We start from the raw sequence: 15453 nt of genomic DNA, 5'->3' as shown, positions 1-15453 counted from the left end.
CAATTCGGTTTCCTCGTTTCAGTTGTTGTCACCTAGGGCCAGAAGTTTGATTTCGGGCCCGTTTTTCGTGGAAATCCGCATCGCCGCCTGCCAGGCCCGAAGACCGGAACGGCAGGCAAGGATGAGGCGTCTGTTGTTTTGCAAAAGGGGGTCACGCGGATCGATTTCATCGACACTGAGGCGCTGAGCCCCGGCCAGCTCCGGGCCAGTTTCATCTGCGGCGCGTAGGTCGATTACCAGATCGTCGGCCCGAAGCATCTCTTGCGCTATGAAGTCCGGCTCTGGTGCGGGATCCGGCGCGCCGTCAAAGCGAAAACCGCCAAAGCGCATGCTGGTGGCCTCATAGGTCACCAGACGCCCCATTGGCGTAAGGTCCCCGCTCAGCACCGCAACCGCGATCTGCGCTTGCAGACTGCCGATCATACCCACCGTCGGGCCAAGCACGCCATCGGCGTCACAGGAACCCAGCCTTGCAGGCAGATCCGGGAACAGCGCGCGCAGACCCGGAGCCTTGTGGCAGAAGCCCCCGACATAGCCCTCCGAGCCCACCACGCTGGCGCTGATCAGCGGCAAATCGGCATCAAGGCAAACATCCGAGGCCACATAGCTGGCGGCAAAACTGTCGGCACAATCCAGCACCAGATTGATGCCCTGACAAAGTTGCGAGGCATTGGCCGGATCAAAGCGGGTTTCGACCGGTTCGATCCGCACCTCATCATTCAGCGCCATCATTTCACGTGCTGCCACCTGCACTTTGGATTGCCCTATGTCGCGTTCACGGAACAGCGTTTGGCGGTGCAGGTTCGACAGGCTGATCTTGTCAGCATCAACCAAACGGATACGTCCCACACCGGCCCCGACCAGATATTGCAGCACTGGTGCGGCAAGCCCTCCTGCGCCAATCACCAGTACATGCGCGGTGCGCAGGTTTTCCTGCCCCGACGCGCCAAAGCCAAGTACAGCAATCTGGCGTGCATAGCGGCTCATAGGCAGATCCTTAGCCATTCGCGTACACGGGCTTCTGGGTCGTCCTTCAAGGTGATGTCGGTCACGGCGGACACGATGTCGGCCCCGGCGGCGAACGCACCCTGCGCGCGCTCGACCGACATGCCACCTATCGCCACAAGCGGAATAGGTCCGATCCGCGCCTTCCAGTCGGTCAGCTTTTCGACACCCTGCTGGTGCCATTTCATCTTTTTAAGAATGGTCGGATGAACGGGCCCGAGTGCCACATAGTCAGGCCGCAAAGCCAGCGCACGCTTAAGCTCTGCTTCGTCATGGGTTGAGACTCCAAGTTTCAATCCAGCAGCTCGGATCGCGTCAAGGTCAGCGGTATCCAGATCTTCCTGCCCTAGGTGCACCCAGTCGCAGTCTAGCTCAATCGCCAGTTCCCAATAGTCATTGACCACCAACAGAGCGCCGTGGTCGCGGCACAAATCCCGCGCCTCCGCCAACTGCGCGCGCACCGCATCCAGGGGATGTTCCTTGATGCGCAGCTGCACCAACCGCACCCCGAGCGGCAGCATTCGGCGCAGCCATGAGATGTCATCGAAGATCGGGTAGAACGACGGCAAGATCACAACATGGCCTTTCCAAAAACAGGGGTCGAGGGCGCGGCCATGTCGCGTGGTTCCATCGCATCGGCACCGAATGCCAAAGCCCCCGCTTCGACCGCGCGCGCAAACGCTTCGGCCATCGCCGCCGGATCACCTGCCTTAGCGACCGCCGTGTTCAGCAGCACCGCGTCATAGCCGATTTCGATGGCCTGTGCCGCCTGCGACGGCAGACCCAGCCCTGCATCGACCACCAGAGGCACCTCGGGGAAATGAGCCCGGACCGAGCGCAGGCCGTAGAGATTATTCAGCCCCAATCCGGTGCCGATCGGCGCACCCCAGGGCATCAGTACCCGGCAGCCTGCCTCGATCAGTTTCTCGCACAGCACCAGATCTTCGGTGCAATAGGGGAAGACGTCGAACCCATCGTCGGCAAGGATGCGCGCCGCCTCCACAAGGCCGAACGGGTCGGGCTGCAGAGTGTCGGCATGGCCGATCACCTCAAGCTTGATCCAGTTGGTCTCGAAAAGTTCGCGCGCCATCTGCGCCGTAGTGACCGCTTCGCGTACTGAGTAGCACCCGGCGGTATTTGGCAACACCTCGACACCCAAATTACGGATCAGAGACCAGAAATCCTGCCCGGCCCTTTCACCACCCGCCTCGCGACGCAGCGACACCGTGGCAATGCCTGCGCCCGAACGTCGAAACGCATCGGCGAGCACTGCGGGCGACGGATACTGCGCGGTGCCCAACATCAGGCGCGACGCTATTTCCTTGCCGTAGAATTCCGGCATGTCAGCCCCCCTGCCGCGGCGAAACCAGCTCGATCCGGTCCCCATCGGAAAGCATGTGCGCCGCACGTGTTGATGCCGGAACGAACACCTCGTTCACCGCCGTGGCCAGTTTGTCGTTGCCTTTGCCAAGTTCGATCAGAAGATCGGCAAGGCTGGGGCCCTTGGCCTCGGTGACCTCACCATTCACCATCAGTTTCATGTGGTTCTCCCCAGCGTTTCATACGCGCTTTTCGTGCCTTCGCAGTTCTCGTACCAAAGCGCGGGCTGCGTGCCGCAGGTCACCAGATCTGCCACCATCCCCGCCAACGCCGGAGCAAGCAGATAGCCATGCCGGAACAGCCCGTTCACCATGATGCGATCTTCGAAATGGCGGATGCGCGGCTGATTGTCCGCAAAGGCCGGGCGGGCATCGACGCCAATTTCCAGCAGCTCGGCCTCACCAAATGCCGGGTGCAGCGCATAGGCCGCATTCATTAGTTCCATCACGGATCGCAGGCTTGCGCGGGTGCGCTGCCCACTTTCGATCTGGGTTGCGCCCAACATGAATACGCCATCGCCGCGCGGTACAATGTAGAGCGGGAAACGAGGATGCAGCAGCCGCACGGGACGCGACAGCGACACATCCGGGCAGCGCACGATGAGCATCTCACCCTTTACCCCGCGCAAATCGCTCAGCCGATCCTGCGCGGCCAGACCACGGCAGTCGATGACCTGACCCAGCGTTTCGCTTGTGGTCAGAAACTCAACGCCCGAGGCCACCAGCTGCGCATGCAACCCGGTCAACATCGGGCGGGGATTGAGATGCGCTTCACTCGCGATGAACAACGCCTTGCCGAATTGCTCGGCCAGATGTGGCTCATGGAGGGCGATGCCCTCACGGTCCAGCCATTCCACGCCTTCGGCGCGCCGTGCAAACGTCGTCAGCTCGCTCTGATCCCGGCCCAGAGCGACAACCATGGTACCGTTCCGGTTCACATCCTGACCGAACTGCGCCCCCTGCTTTTGCCACCAATCCGCTGCTTTACGCCCGTGTTCCACAACGGGCTGTTCGGCGACTGCGCCCTCGCATTCTGGTGCCAACATGCCACCGGCCCACCAGCTGCAGGAATGCGTATTCACGGGACCTGCCGGGTCGATCATCCGTACGGAAACACCGCGTGACACCAGCTCGGCTGCAACGCAAAGCCCGGCAACCCCTGCACCCAGTATGGTGACAGCGCTCATGCCCACATCTCGTGAAAATGATGCACCGGGCCGTGTCCTTGTCCAATCTCCAACCCGTCGGCACGTTTTATTGCAGCGTGCAGCCAGCCATGCGCTCGCCGCACCGCAGTCTCAAGATCCATGCCCTGAGCAAGGCAGCCCGCAATTGCTGCGGAATAACTGCAGCCAGTACCATGCGTGTTGCGGGTCGCGATCCGCGGTGCCCCCAGCGTGACAACGAACCCTGACTTTGCCAGCACATCAAGGCACTCAATGCCATCGGCATGGCCGCCCTTGATTAGAACCGCCTTAGGACCTAGCGCTAGCAACGGCGCAACCAGTCCGGCACTGTCGCCCTTATGGGTTTGTCCCAGCAGCTTATCCGCCTCGGGCAGGTTCGGTGTCAGCAGGTCAGCGCGCGGCAGAAGATACCGCTTCAGCGCGGCAATCGCTTGATCTTCAAGCAGGGCGACCCCGGATTTCGCCACCATGACGGGGTCTAGGACGACAGGTCCGGAAAAACCTTCCGTTGCACGGGCCACTGTTTCAACCAATGATGGCGTGCCCAGCATTCCGATCTTGATGGCGTCTATGCGGATGTCGTCTAGGACCGCCTTGATCTGAGCCGCGACCACATTGTCGGGTACCGGATGTACTGCGGTCACGTCACAGGTATTCTGCGCGGTTATCGCGGTGACCACGCTGCAACCGAACACGCCCATTGCGCCGAATGATTTGAGATCCGCCTGAATTCCCGCGCCGCCCCCACTGTCGGAACCGGCAATCGTCAATGCAGTCGCAACCATGGCACATCCTTCGTTGTCATGGTCAGGATGTGCGTGGAAAGACCCAGAGCCTGCGAAGTGACACGAGTTGTGACACGGGGCGCCCGGTATGCCTGTTTCCTCCGCCGGTCCTAACCGGGTCAGGTTCAATGGGTTTGCATGTCTGCATCTCAGCCCCGAGGGGCACCCCAACAGATGGTTACCGATTATTGATGAGATCAGGTCTCGTCAACAGTTTTGTTGCACACCGTATGATGGGTGCGGCTTCGCTTTGAGCTTTGCAGTTAACTCGGGGTGTCGCCGGTGTCGCAAAATGGTGGTGTTTCCAGATGCTATGACCGGAAAACGGCACAATAAGACAGGGACATACAGCGCCGACATCGTGGTCGTTGACCCAGCCCCGCGATCCGAGATTGAAGGCAGAAACAGTTCTTTGAGGTCCTGTCACAAGTTCCCGTCCGCAGATGCACATAGTTGCAACGAATAAATTGCTATGGGCAAATTCAGGTCACAAGTCGGCTAAACGTTTCATTTCAGGGCGCTCAACTGCCTTGGCCAATTCGCATAGTTCGAAAATGCTCGTCTCAATGACGCGGTTCAGCCAAGATCTCGTGTGCAGGTCCAAACAACCCTCCAGGACAAATCGTCCAGCCGTAGAAAACCCGCGTTCGAAAGAATCCTTTTACAGGCCCGGACACCTTTGTGCCCATAAATGAGGCGATGGAATTCAATAACAATGGCTCGAATGCCCGACAGGTCCGCATTCCTCAAGAAATCCAGTTCCGCCCCCTCAATATCCATCACAAGAACCGTCGGAGCGAACTCTCGTTTCACCGCTTCGAAGTCCGCTTTAGCTACGCGCACTGATGTTGTTGATTCACCTTCATTATCAAAAACTGAAGACCCTAGATATGAAGCGTCAATATGAAACGGAATAGAGTCGGGATCCTTTGGATTGGCGCTTAGTATCGCATTCCGGACTTCGATCCGGTCTGAAAGCCCATTTAGGGCATGTAAACGACGGATGTGTGGAATTAGATTTGGATTGGCTTCAAAACTGAGAATAGCCTCTGGTTTGTTCTCGAGCGCGACAACACCACTCACGATACCCAGCCCGGCGCCCATTTCCAGAATACGATCCTCAGGTTGAACGACGCTCAAAGCGCCATCCATTTCCCAGCTTTCATAATTGTCCTGCTCGATCAGATTTATAATCGTTTCGTCCAGAAATGGCGATGAAGGTATCTTCAATCCACGGTACTGGATCGCAACATCAGGGTTCGTTTCGGTCATTCTTGCTCCATTCCAAGGATGAGCGGTCGGTAGAGCATGTTTTGCATAAGGTCAGACTATTTGCATCAAACATCATGTCGGTAATCTCGCATAGAGGTCCGACATATTCATCTTCAGAACATCGTTGAACCACTCAACCGACAAGTCAAACTCGTGGTCAGGATAATAGGAATCCAAACCCCGGAAAGGGCGGACCTGCACATCATCGAGAAGACCATGACCCCTTAGTCTTTCTTCGGTGTCCTTGTCGTATTTTCGGATAATGTCATGAAGCTCTTGAACAGCATTCAAAGAAGATGAATTTTTCAGGAATTGGACCTGTTCATAGCGGAAATCGTTGCTGCCCTTAGGTGATTCATATGTTCCCATATCATGATATCTCAGCAATTTGAGCATCCAGTGAATTTCGGTCAGTCCGTCAAAGTGACAAATGACCGATTGTTGAGAAACATGTCGCTTGATGTTGCCTCTCCACCGCTGTGGCGCATGAACACCTAACTTGATGTTCTTCCCCGTTCGGGTGGCGCTTTTTCCGAAACGATGCGCACAAAATCCTCTGTCGCTGTATTTGAGTCGTTCTTCTCCGAATAAGCTTCGGGCGACATAGCCGCGGGTGTGCTTAGGCTTCAGCATAAGACCACCAAAAAGTCCGGGTGTGGTGTCCTCGGTTGAAAACACACGCTCGCCATTAGGAATTGAAATCGTATCAACATCCGAGGGCAGGTCAGCAAGCTCTTGTGCAAAATCATCGGCTTGCAGATACTCGTCCGCATCGAGGAAAAGCATCCAATCGACTTTTGCTTCTCGATAGGCTTTTGTCGCTATCAGCCTTTGGCGTCTGAAACTGTTTTCTGGATAAGCACAGTCCCAGTTTCTTCGAAAAAACGTGTCATCCATCACTTCAACGCGACAGTTCGGTATCTGAGCCAGAAGTTGCCGCGCTTTCGGATCATCACCATCCAGAAAGATAAAGATCTCTTGCGCGCCGAGTGACGCATAATAGGAAGCAAATATAGCCACCAGCTCTGGCGGCTCTTTGACCATGGTAACGACACCCCAGGTGGCCATTTTCAAAGGATTCCTGTGTTTGGGAAGGGCCAAAATCGCTGATTGCACGTCTTTAGAGTCACCGGCTTCCTCTATTGCCCAGTAAGTCTGGATTTGTGGCAACCTTGATCGGTGAATTTTCCGCCTTAAGCAAGAGCATCCTGAGGTCTTATTGGACGATCCGATTTAAGACAGTTTGGGTGATCTTACGACCTTTGTCGGGGAGGACTGAGAAAACTGGACCAAAGTTGAAGTAACCAAACAATTACTGCTTATTGCGAGCCCCTAAAGTTTGATCGTTACCGCTCGTTCTTTTTCGCGAAACACAAAGGTGCGAGAATTCTGACTAACGGACCTGCGCTACAGACAGTTCATATTGGACGGTTGGGTCACCATCACAATTGCGCTTGTATCGGGATCATTAAACCAGTGGATCGAATACCGGAGCCATGCTAATGCGGAGCAAGCGAAAAATATAACGGGCATTGATCCAGCATGGAAATTTCTCCAGTAATTTCATCGTTTTGGCATGGATCCAGTCTGACTTTTTTCGAGCAACTCTGCCTCAAAAGCTTTGTGGATCACGGCCATAAGGTCAAGTTGTACTCTTTGAAAGAAATCACGAACACACCACCGGGCGTTGAAAATGCGGATGCACGTATTTTTTTGCCTGACCACCTGAAAATATGGCGAAACGAAAAGCGAAACAGCGCTTATGCCCCGTTGTCGGATTTTTTCAGGATCAACATGCTTCGGGAATCCGACGAAATCTGGATGGATTGCGATATGTTGTGTATGCAGCCGATCCCCGACATTCCGTATATTTTCGCAAAAGAGAAACGCTATTTTAACAATGCGGCTCTCCGGCTGCCGCACAGTTCTCCAACATTGCAGGGTATGCATGACTTTATGAACGGGTCCGAGATCGTGATCCCCAATGACTGGCCGTGGAAAAAAAATATTGATGTTTCCATCGGCAAGTCCAATGAAGACGGCTCTTTCTCGGTACCGTTGGAAAACCTGTCGCAGCTGCCATTTTATACGTTCGGGCCTCAGGCTATCTCTTATTTTTTGGGCAAAAACGGTGAAGTTAAACACGCCCTGCCACCCGAGTCATTCTATTCCCAAGAACCTACGGCCATGCGCTTGAATTATTTCCGGCCGCGGTTTTCCCGCATATCGCTCGATGAAAACGCGTTGGGGGTTCATCACATTGGCGGCTCAAGCATGCGCAAGAAATACAATATGGATGGTGGGTTTCCTTTGCCGCATCCCAACAGCCAGGTCGCCAAGCTATGCAAGAAACATGACATCGATCCCTCTAAGGCGATGCCACAGGATGTGCTGAAGTCTGTTGACCAAGATTAAAATGTCTGGGCAAGTCAGAAGCGCCAGTATGTGTCCAAGTTTCGGACGATCGGAATCAAAAACACTAGGCGTCATCTGCTAACACCGTAGTGCCAAGTTGTTCGGCAGACAGTTCCCCAACCGGCCACTGTATTGAGTACAACGTGCAACAACTTGGCAATCAAAGTAATGGCGGTCGCTTCAGGCAAGGATGATAAACTGCGACACTCTCAACATATTCGATTGTCTTCCTACGGACAGAGCCTTTACTTTTTCTGGCGTAGAAATTTCACTACGATTACTTGCAGCGGCGCAGGTACGGCCATATCAGAATACTGGGGTGAATAGGGCCGAATGTTATGAAGCCCGAACACAGATCTTGGATTAATCTGGGGTCCAGTTTATGGGATAGGCGAATGTCAAAGAAGCTGGCTACAGATCACAAGGATATTCGCCGATCATCTATCCCGGCCTTTAACACCAGAAGACCGACTAAAAGCATGTCTTTGTCGACCCGGTCGCTCTGACCGGGTGTGAACAAAGATGTCTACGCTTAACGATAATGATCTGAACCAACCTCCTCAGCCTGATCAAGGATGGTCACGTGAACTTGTTGCACTTGAGCGGGCTATTGTGGTTCCGCCCGCAGTCTCCGATACGGTGCAGGAAGCCGGTGTTCTGACTGAAGACCGGGAATATTGCGCGCATGGGGCGCTTTGGCGGGGAAAGCGTGCCATGACCACCCAACCGGTATCGCCAACAGACCCTTTGCCGCAATTGTCGGGTCGCTGGCTTTATGCCGGGCTGTTATGGGTACACTTTGGTCATTTCCTGGCTGAAAGCACCGCACGTCTTTGGCCGCTGCCGGCAATCGCGAAGGATATTGATGGGGTCCTCTTTACCCCCAAGCGACCCGCCAATGGGGGTGAAACACGCCCCATGCAGCATAGTTTTTTTGCGCTTCTGGGTATTGATCTGCCAATCAAAGTGGTGACCGAGCCAACTCAGGTAGAACATCTGCAGGTGCCCGGTCAGGGGTTTGGGCTGGGCCCGATTGTGGCGGGAACGCCTGAATATCGTGCCTTGATCCATCAAAATTTTGGCGCCGACGTTCCCCCTGATGGACCGGAGCGGCTTTATATCTCGCGCGCAGGTCTTGGAATACGGCGGGGTGGCGTTATCGGAGAAGAGTTTCTCGAAGAGAATTTGCGCCAGAACGGTTACGAGATTTTCTATCCGGAACAACACCCGATGGAAAAGCAGATCGCGCGTTACAAAGCCGCCCGTCAGATCGTTGCACTAGACGGGTCGGCACTGCATCTTTTTGCTCTGGTAGGCCGTCCAGATCAGCAGGTTGCAATGATCCCGCGCCGCACTTCTTCGGTGCATCACAATATCTCAGCTCAGCTAGCGGCCTTTTGCGGGCAAGAGCCTTTTGTCGCCAATGCCATTCGCACTGATTGGGTATTGGCTTCGCGCGGTCGCCCCAACCGCCATTCACTTGGAGAGCTTGACATGTCCAGATTGCATAAAATGCTTGCCGATGCAGGATTTGTCTCACCTGATCTGGCCTGGGAAGAAATGTTCTGGCGGCAGCGGCGGCGAACCATCCGAAAACTGGAAAAAGCCCTTGGCGACCAGCTGGTTCCCATCCATCAAGAGCCCGCTGACTAATGCAGCTAATCCTGGATATACGCGACACAGCTCGGGATCAGGCGCGCCAAGCCAATGGGGTTGCGTCTGTTTTGAGTATCGATAATGCGGATTTGCAGCAGCAACTGGTTACGTTTGCGCAGATTACACGGCGAAGACGTGCAAAGGCCGAGCCGCCCGATTTTTTGCCCGCACTCGCCAGTGCGATTGCTAATGAGCGACCGCGGTTCATGCTTTTGGCCATGCCAGGGCTAGCAGAAAACCTCACCACGGAAGTCTCTGTTGGTCGAGTCCACGAAGTTTTGGGGCAATTGGCGGCCGACATCCTGATTTTGACTGATCTTGATTCAGGATCTGATCGCGCCAGAATTTGGGCCACACAATTTGGTGCCGATGCGATAGTTAACCGGATTGAATGGCCAGATGATCTGACTGCGCAGCCTCCTGCATTCTCTACCCTGGCCTCCTCTGCAAAAGAAGAATCCACTCTAAAAGAAGTGCCGCCATTTGCCCGTCGCTTCTTGCCGCGCAATGACCTGACAAGTTTTGACGAAAGTCGACCCATGGGTGACACGGTGCCGGTGGACCTCAGGCCGCCAGAGGGTACCAGCGGCACGGTGCTGATCGGTTGCATGAAAAACGAAGGCCCTTTCCTATTGGAATGGATTGCATACCACCAATCGATCGGTGTGCATCACTTTGTTATCTATACCAATGGCTGCGAGGATGGCACGGATCTGATGCTGGATGCGCTGGCCAAAACCGGTCTGGTCACGCATGTCGACAACAACAAATGGAAGGGCAATTCCCCGCAACAGTGGGCTCTGAACCAGTCTGCAAAGCTCAAGGTGGTCAAACGTGCCGATTGGGTTATCCATATTGATGTGGATGAGTTTATCAACATCCGCTTTGGTAACGGGACACTGCCGGAACTTTATAAGCGCCTGCCCGAGGGGGTCAGCAATATTGCCATGACCTGGCGGCAATTTGGGTCGGCCGGGATAAAGACCTACGAGGACAGGCCGGTCATTGCGCAATTTGACCGATGCGCTCCGTCATATCTGCCCAAACCGCATACCGCTTGGGGCTTCAAGACCGCCACCAGGAATATTCGTGCCTATCGTAAACTAAGCTGTCACCGGCCAAATAAGCTGAAAGAAGCAAAAGCCGAACAGGTGCTATGGGTCAATGGATCGGGTCAGGATATCACGCACAAAGTGGCAAAGAATGGCTGGAGGTCCGATATCAAGACCATCGGCTATGAGCTGGTCCAGCTAAACCACTACGCACTAAGATCTGCGCAGTCTTTCTTGGTCAAGCGCCAGCGTGGACGGGCCCTGCATGTGGATCGCACTGTCGGGCGCAACTATTGGATACGGATGGATTGGAACCAGTATCAGGACGTCACTATCCAACGCAACCTGGCCAGATTGTCAGTGGCGATGGAAGCGTTGCTAGCCATTCCCCAGATTGCGCAGCTACACGAAAAAGCTGTTGCCTGGCACCAAGCTAAGATTGAGTTTTTGATGGATGAGCTCGAGTTTCGCAACCTTTATGACGAGATCACCGGCATCGAACTTGAGGATTTGCAACGGATCCGCGCCATCATAGATGCGGATATGCATAGCTGACAATGGAATACCCCATTTGATTTGAACCACCGTTATGATTGAAAAGCGGAGGATCGAGAATTTCGATCAAGAGACACGAGGCAGAGGAAATAGATCAGAAACTGCGACAAGTTGATGTGCTTGTTGGTTAGGGAATGATGCGTGCAGATGCGATCTGCGAGGTTCGCATAACGGAACAAACCTACTACCGGTGGCGTAAGCAATATGGTGGGATGGGAGCCGATCAACGAAAGGAACTCAAGCGTTTGCAGAAGGAGAATGAGCTTCTGCAGAAGGCCGTTTCTGACTGACGACAAGCCCTTTGTTCCAAACTGGCAAAGTGCGCGAATGGCAGGTAAGTGTAGCGTTTCTATGACTTACCATCCGATCCACCATGTCCGCACACACCGTCAAGCCGGCGTTGACAAGGGACTATATCACGAGTTGCTGTGTCGCCTCTGAAGTCTGCTACGAACCCAAAGCAACCGTCGATTTGGCGTCTATTCTTTTTGAGTTCGGCCCGTCGCGAACCTAATAATCCAGGCGCTCAATGCCAGGTAACGAATGGCGGTTGATCGGACAAAGCATCCTTTCACTGGAAGTAGCCCAATGGCAGTCATATGTTCATTGCGTCAGCTTTTAGATGAAAAACACACATTTTAACACCGCTTCAGTCTATTTTCAGTACAAGAAGCCAATCTATGCCAATTTTCGTGTGGAGTTCCTCACAATCAGTTCAGCCTGAAGAAGTTTCGATTTAGGAACGGCTTGGTTTTCCAACCACTCAACTATCGCTGCGGCAGTGGCTTCACCCATCCGTGTGACGGGCAAATGCACGGTCGTGATTTCAGGAAAGGTGCAGGATGAAGAGGGCAGATCGTCGATGCCAACAATTGACATTTCATGAGGCACTTTTACCCGCTTTCTTTGCAATTCAAAAAGAGAGCCCATCGCCAAGACATCGGAAAAACAGAGAATTGCAGAAAAGGCCGTGTCCCCTGCAAGAAGATTCTGTGTTGCGACGCAGCCACCTTTTATTGAAATTTCCGTTTCGTACATTTGCAGGGTGTGGTTCACATCCGGATTCTTCAAACCATCAAGCCGTGCCAGCGTCCTATCGTTGTTTTTTGTTGGCCCGTGAATCACGGCAATATTTCTATGCCCAGCAGACAGAAGAAAACTGAGAGCGGTGCAAGAAGCGCCGGCGTTATCATAACCGATGGTCGGAAAATGGTGGTCCCTTTCATAGTAGGAGGTGGCGATCACGGGGAGGCGTGTCCGTTCGATGATCTTTTCGAAGTCTTGACTGTGTGTGATGCCGGAAACAATCAGTGCTTCTGCACCAATATCAACCAGACCTTGCGCTTTATTCGTTTCTATGTCCGGGTCGCCATTGGTAGTTGCGACTACGAGTGACAAACCATTTAGTGCCAAACCTTTTTCAAGCGCCGCTAGAAATTTTGAGAATATTGCGTTGTCCAAAGTTGGAACCATGGCCCCAACGACTCGGGTTCTCCCGGAATTGATCGCACGGGCTGCAGCACTTGGTACAAAATGCAGCTTCGAAATAACATCAAGCACACGTCGGCGTGTGTCTTCAGACACGGTTTTCGGAGAATTCAGTACGCGCGACACCGTCGCAACAGAAACATCTGCTGCCTTGGCAACATCCCGAAGGTTCGCGCGCTTCTTATTTTTCTGCTCGGTCAATTCCTTTGAATTCCTTGGATATCCTCGATCTCGCGACAGTTAACTTGACACATGTAACTAGTTTCATCAAGATAATGTAACTAGTTACAATAAGCGACTCACTTTGGAATACGATGCGCGATTATTCGATACTACATGAGTTCAGCAATAGCGGTTACATGACGCCTGGACGCTTTTACCCAGGGTTTCAGAAGCCGTCGCACGGAAAAACATATACGCTAGGTCCGCGCGAAGTACTGAATGTTATCATGCGACCAGGTGATCTTCTGTCGGTGACAGGCAATTGGCCTAAAAACCAACTGCAAGTCATTGCTTTTGACGAAGTGGGCGGAGATGCGCTTGTGTCGCTAGCGCTTATTAAAGCAGGAGTTTTGGATTTCTCCAAAGTAGATGGCGAAAAACTGATCAATTGGATTGCAGCTCAGGGAGGTAAACCAGAATCCGAGATTGGTATCGCTTACCTTCCTGAAAACGATGATCTGATCGTTCTAAAAGCCAGTGCTACAATTTCTGCTTGGATCATGCGGGCTATGGATCGTGATCAACTGGCAACCGGGTCCAGAGGCGGATCAGTCAGTATCTCTCATCAAATGGCAAATGCCAGTAGTTCGATATTGCCCGAACCCCTGGGTGATGTGCGAAAAGAATTCACCGTAAAGCGCGGCACTGGATTGTCATATGAAGTTAAGCAAGGCGAAATAGTCCAAATCATTGATGTCGAGGGCCAACAATGCTCGGACTTTATCGCAATGCGAGCAGATAAACTCGAAAAAGGTGAGGAATGGCTGATCGACAGTACCGCAACTCGGTCTTTGGTCCGGCGCGCTTATCCTGGCCCTGGTATGCTCGACAAGTTTTTCGATAGTGACATGAACCCGCTTCTAAATGTCGTTCATGACACTTGCGGACGACACGATACTTACGGGTTGGCTTGCACCGCACGGGGATACGCTGAGCGAGGTTTTCCAGGCCATGTCAACTGTTCTGACAACATTTCTGAAACACTGGCGCAATATGGAGTTAGACGCCGCGCGGCCTGGCCTGCAGTTAATTTCTTCTGGAATACTTGGATTGATCAAAATTCCCACGAACTGCTGGTAGATGAAAGCTATTCGCGCCCAGGCGATTACGTCGCAATGCGGGCAATGGAAGACTTGGTATGCGCTTCCACGGCGTGCCCAGACGACATTGACCCGATAAATGGCTGGAATCCCACAGATGTGCACGTGCGGATCTACCATCCAGACACACCGATCCGCCGTGCGGTCGCCTACCGGGAAAAGGAAGATGCCCCCATGTCCATTAGTCAGGAATCGGCTTTTCACGAACGTCTGGAGCCACTGACCCAACATTTTGCGCCTGCACGGGACTTGTGGGCACCTGTTAGTTTTCCGTCATATGGAACATTGGGCGAGTACTGGGCCTGCAGAGAAGCGGTAACTTTGCAGGACATGAGCGGGTTGCGCAAATTCGACATCATTGGGCCAGACGCTGAGAAATTGTTGCAGCTTGCAACGACACGCAATGTTGCCAAGCTACCGGTGTGGCGCGGGGCTTATACGCTGATGTGTGATGATACCGGCGCGGTAATAGATGACGGCACTTTGTTCCGGCTCGCAAATGACCTGTTCCGCTGGTGTTGTGGCACCGAAGAGAGCGGACGAGCATTGCAGTCCTTGGCGGAGGAACGCGGGTTTCAGGTGCGAATCCATGATCTGCGGAATTCGCTGCCAAACCTGGCGTTGCAAGGGCCTAATTCCCGAAATGTACTGCGTAAAATCGTTTTCACGCAACCACATGTGCCCTCCCTTGAGCAGCTAAAATGGTTTGGCTGTACTGTTGCCCGACTAAATGGTCGCGAAGGGGCGCCTTTTATGCTGTCCCGCTCTGGCTACACTGGGGAGCTTGGATACGAGATTTTCTGCTCAAAGGCCGATGCTGTCGCCCTTTGGGACGCAATCATGGAGGCGGGTGAAGATTTCGGGATTACCCCGATGGGGTCAGCCGCCCTGGAGATCATCAGGATCGAAGCGGGCTTGGCGGCTGCAAATGCCGAATTTGCGCCAGGCATCGACGCATTCGAGGCCGGTCTGGGCTTTGCTGTTGATCTGACCAAAGCTGAGTTCATCGGCAAGGCAGCACTGGAGCGTAACAGGCAGAGCCCACGACAAGTCCTCAAGGGTTTAGTTTTAGAATCCGACGATATTCCCATGCATGGAGATGCGGTATTTGCAAAAGAAAGACAGGTCGGGGTGATTACCTCTGCAACCAAGTCTCCTTTGCTTGAGCACGGTATCGCGATCGCACGCCTTTCGGTGGAACACTCGAAAACTGAAAATAGGCTGGAAATCGGGCAGCTTGACGGGCGCATGAAACGCCTTGGTGCGAAAGTCACAGAAATTCCATTCATAGACCCGCAACGAAAGCGGGCGCGCGCATAAGAATTCAACTTACCAGC

At 53.7% G+C, this 15453-nt stretch carries 13 protein-coding genes, 1 pseudogene and 1 riboswitch; of the genes and pseudogenes, 5 read left to right on the top strand and 9 right to left on the bottom strand.

The window, feature by feature from the left end; translation table 11 throughout:
* Positions 1–18: 18 nt before the first annotated feature.
* The 8 genes from ACR0I1_RS10550 to ACR0I1_RS10515 all read right to left on the bottom strand — a co-directional run bounded on the left by ACR0I1_RS10550 (position 19) and on the right by ACR0I1_RS10515 (position 6696).
* Complete coding sequence (locus ACR0I1_RS10550; RefSeq protein ID WP_170395061.1) at positions 19–987, bottom strand: HesA/MoeB/ThiF family protein; 969 nt, start codon at positions 985–987, stop codon at positions 19–21.
* Positions 984–1580, bottom strand: coding sequence for a thiamine phosphate synthase (locus tag ACR0I1_RS10545; RefSeq protein WP_170465689.1), 597 nt, complete (start codon positions 1578–1580; stop codon positions 984–986). Before ACR0I1_RS10545 ends, ACR0I1_RS10550 begins: the two co-directional genes overlap by 4 nt.
* Complete coding sequence (locus ACR0I1_RS10540) at positions 1577–2347, bottom strand: thiazole synthase (protein WP_480706340.1); 771 nt, start codon at positions 2345–2347, stop codon at positions 1577–1579. The genes ACR0I1_RS10545 and ACR0I1_RS10540 overlap by 4 nt, the downstream gene beginning before the upstream one ends.
* Position 2348: 1 nt before the next feature.
* Positions 2349–2546, bottom strand: coding sequence for a sulfur carrier protein ThiS (gene thiS, locus ACR0I1_RS10535; RefSeq protein WP_170647007.1), 198 nt, complete (start codon positions 2544–2546; stop codon positions 2349–2351).
* On the bottom strand, positions 2543–3571 hold the full coding sequence (locus ACR0I1_RS10530) for an FAD-dependent oxidoreductase (RefSeq protein WP_480706338.1): 1029 nt from the start codon (positions 3569–3571) through the stop codon (positions 2543–2545). Before ACR0I1_RS10530 ends, thiS begins: the two co-directional genes overlap by 4 nt.
* Positions 3568–4356: a bifunctional hydroxymethylpyrimidine kinase/phosphomethylpyrimidine kinase gene (gene thiD / locus ACR0I1_RS10525; RefSeq protein WP_480706336.1), complete on the bottom strand. Its 789-nt coding sequence runs from the start codon at positions 4354–4356 to the stop codon at positions 3568–3570. The genes ACR0I1_RS10530 and thiD overlap by 4 nt, the downstream gene beginning before the upstream one ends.
* 79 nt (positions 4357–4435) lie before the next feature.
* A riboswitch (TPP riboswitch) is annotated at positions 4436–4536 on the bottom strand.
* A 396-nt stretch (positions 4537–4932) separates the two neighbouring features.
* Complete coding sequence (locus ACR0I1_RS10520; RefSeq protein WP_170407497.1) at positions 4933–5628, bottom strand: FkbM family methyltransferase; 696 nt, start codon at positions 5626–5628, stop codon at positions 4933–4935.
* Between the two features lie 72 nt (positions 5629–5700).
* Entirely contained in the window at positions 5701–6696 is a 996-nt protein-coding gene (locus ACR0I1_RS10515) for a glycosyltransferase family 2 protein (protein WP_480706334.1), read from the bottom strand.
* Positions 6697–7170: 474 nt separating this feature from the next.
* Between ACR0I1_RS10515 and ACR0I1_RS10510 the strand changes: the two genes are divergently transcribed.
* From ACR0I1_RS10510 to ACR0I1_RS10495, 4 genes and pseudogenes are all read left to right on the top strand, one after another.
* On the top strand, positions 7171–8043 hold the full coding sequence (locus ACR0I1_RS10510) for a glycosyltransferase family 32 protein (RefSeq protein WP_480706332.1): 873 nt from the start codon (positions 7171–7173) through the stop codon (positions 8041–8043).
* Between the two features lie 522 nt (positions 8044–8565).
* On the top strand, positions 8566–9696 hold the full coding sequence (locus tag ACR0I1_RS10505; protein WP_480706330.1) for a glycosyltransferase family 61 protein: 1131 nt from the start codon (positions 8566–8568) through the stop codon (positions 9694–9696).
* 92 nt (positions 9697–9788) lie between these two features.
* Positions 9789–11306 carry a glycosyltransferase family 2 protein gene (locus tag ACR0I1_RS10500; protein WP_480706328.1) on the top strand — a complete coding sequence of 506 codons (1518 nt, stop codon included), beginning with the start codon at positions 9789–9791 and terminating at the stop codon, positions 11304–11306.
* A gap of 59 nt (positions 11307–11365) precedes the next feature.
* Positions 11366–11593 (top strand): annotated as a pseudogene (locus ACR0I1_RS10495) (transposase); the annotation flags it as partial.
* A 391-nt stretch (positions 11594–11984) separates the two neighbouring features.
* Here the strand turns inward: ACR0I1_RS10495 and ACR0I1_RS10490 are convergent.
* Positions 11985–12995: a LacI family DNA-binding transcriptional regulator gene (locus ACR0I1_RS10490; protein ID WP_480706326.1), complete on the bottom strand. Its 1011-nt coding sequence runs from the start codon at positions 12993–12995 to the stop codon at positions 11985–11987.
* Positions 12996–13108: 113 nt separating this feature from the next.
* Between ACR0I1_RS10490 and ACR0I1_RS10485 the strand changes: the two genes are divergently transcribed.
* On the top strand, positions 13109–15436 hold the full coding sequence (locus ACR0I1_RS10485; protein WP_480706324.1) for a DUF1989 domain-containing protein: 2328 nt from the start codon (positions 13109–13111) through the stop codon (positions 15434–15436).
* Positions 15437–15453 lie beyond the last annotated feature (17 nt).

The organism is Ruegeria sp. B11 (assembly GCF_056539785.1).
The sequence above is the reverse complement of the archived record's forward strand: the minus strand, read 5'-3'. Positions and strand labels throughout refer to the sequence as shown.

Excerpts from the sequence above, each read along its gene's own strand:
- ACR0I1_RS10550 (WP_170395061.1), bottom strand. The coding sequence starts at position 987 with ATGAGCCGCTATGCACGCCAGATTGCTGTACTTGGCTTTGGCGCGTCG.
- ACR0I1_RS10540 (WP_480706340.1), bottom strand. The coding sequence starts at position 2,347 with ATGCCGGAATTCTACGGCAAGGAAATAGCGTCGCGCCTGATGTTGGGC.
- thiS (WP_170647007.1), bottom strand. The coding sequence starts at position 2,546 with ATGAAACTGATGGTGAATGGTGAGGTCACCGAGGCCAAGGGCCCCAGC.
- ACR0I1_RS10530 (WP_480706338.1), bottom strand. The coding sequence starts at position 3,571 with ATGAGCGCTGTCACCATACTGGGTGCAGGGGTTGCCGGGCTTTGCGTT.
- thiD (WP_480706336.1), bottom strand. The coding sequence starts at position 4,356 with ATGGTTGCGACTGCATTGACGATTGCCGGTTCCGACAGTGGGGGCGGC.
- ACR0I1_RS10520 (WP_170407497.1), bottom strand. The coding sequence starts at position 5,628 with ATGACCGAAACGAACCCTGATGTTGCGATCCAGTACCGTGGATTGAAG.
- ACR0I1_RS10515 (WP_480706334.1), bottom strand. The coding sequence starts at position 6,696 with ATGGCCACCTGGGGTGTCGTTACCATGGTCAAAGAGCCGCCAGAGCTG.
- ACR0I1_RS10510 (WP_480706332.1), top strand. The coding sequence starts at position 7,171 with ATGGAAATTTCTCCAGTAATTTCATCGTTTTGGCATGGATCCAGTCTG.
- ACR0I1_RS10505 (WP_480706330.1), top strand. The coding sequence starts at position 8,566 with ATGTCTACGCTTAACGATAATGATCTGAACCAACCTCCTCAGCCTGAT.
- ACR0I1_RS10485 (WP_480706324.1), top strand. The coding sequence starts at position 13,109 with ATGCGCGATTATTCGATACTACATGAGTTCAGCAATAGCGGTTACATG.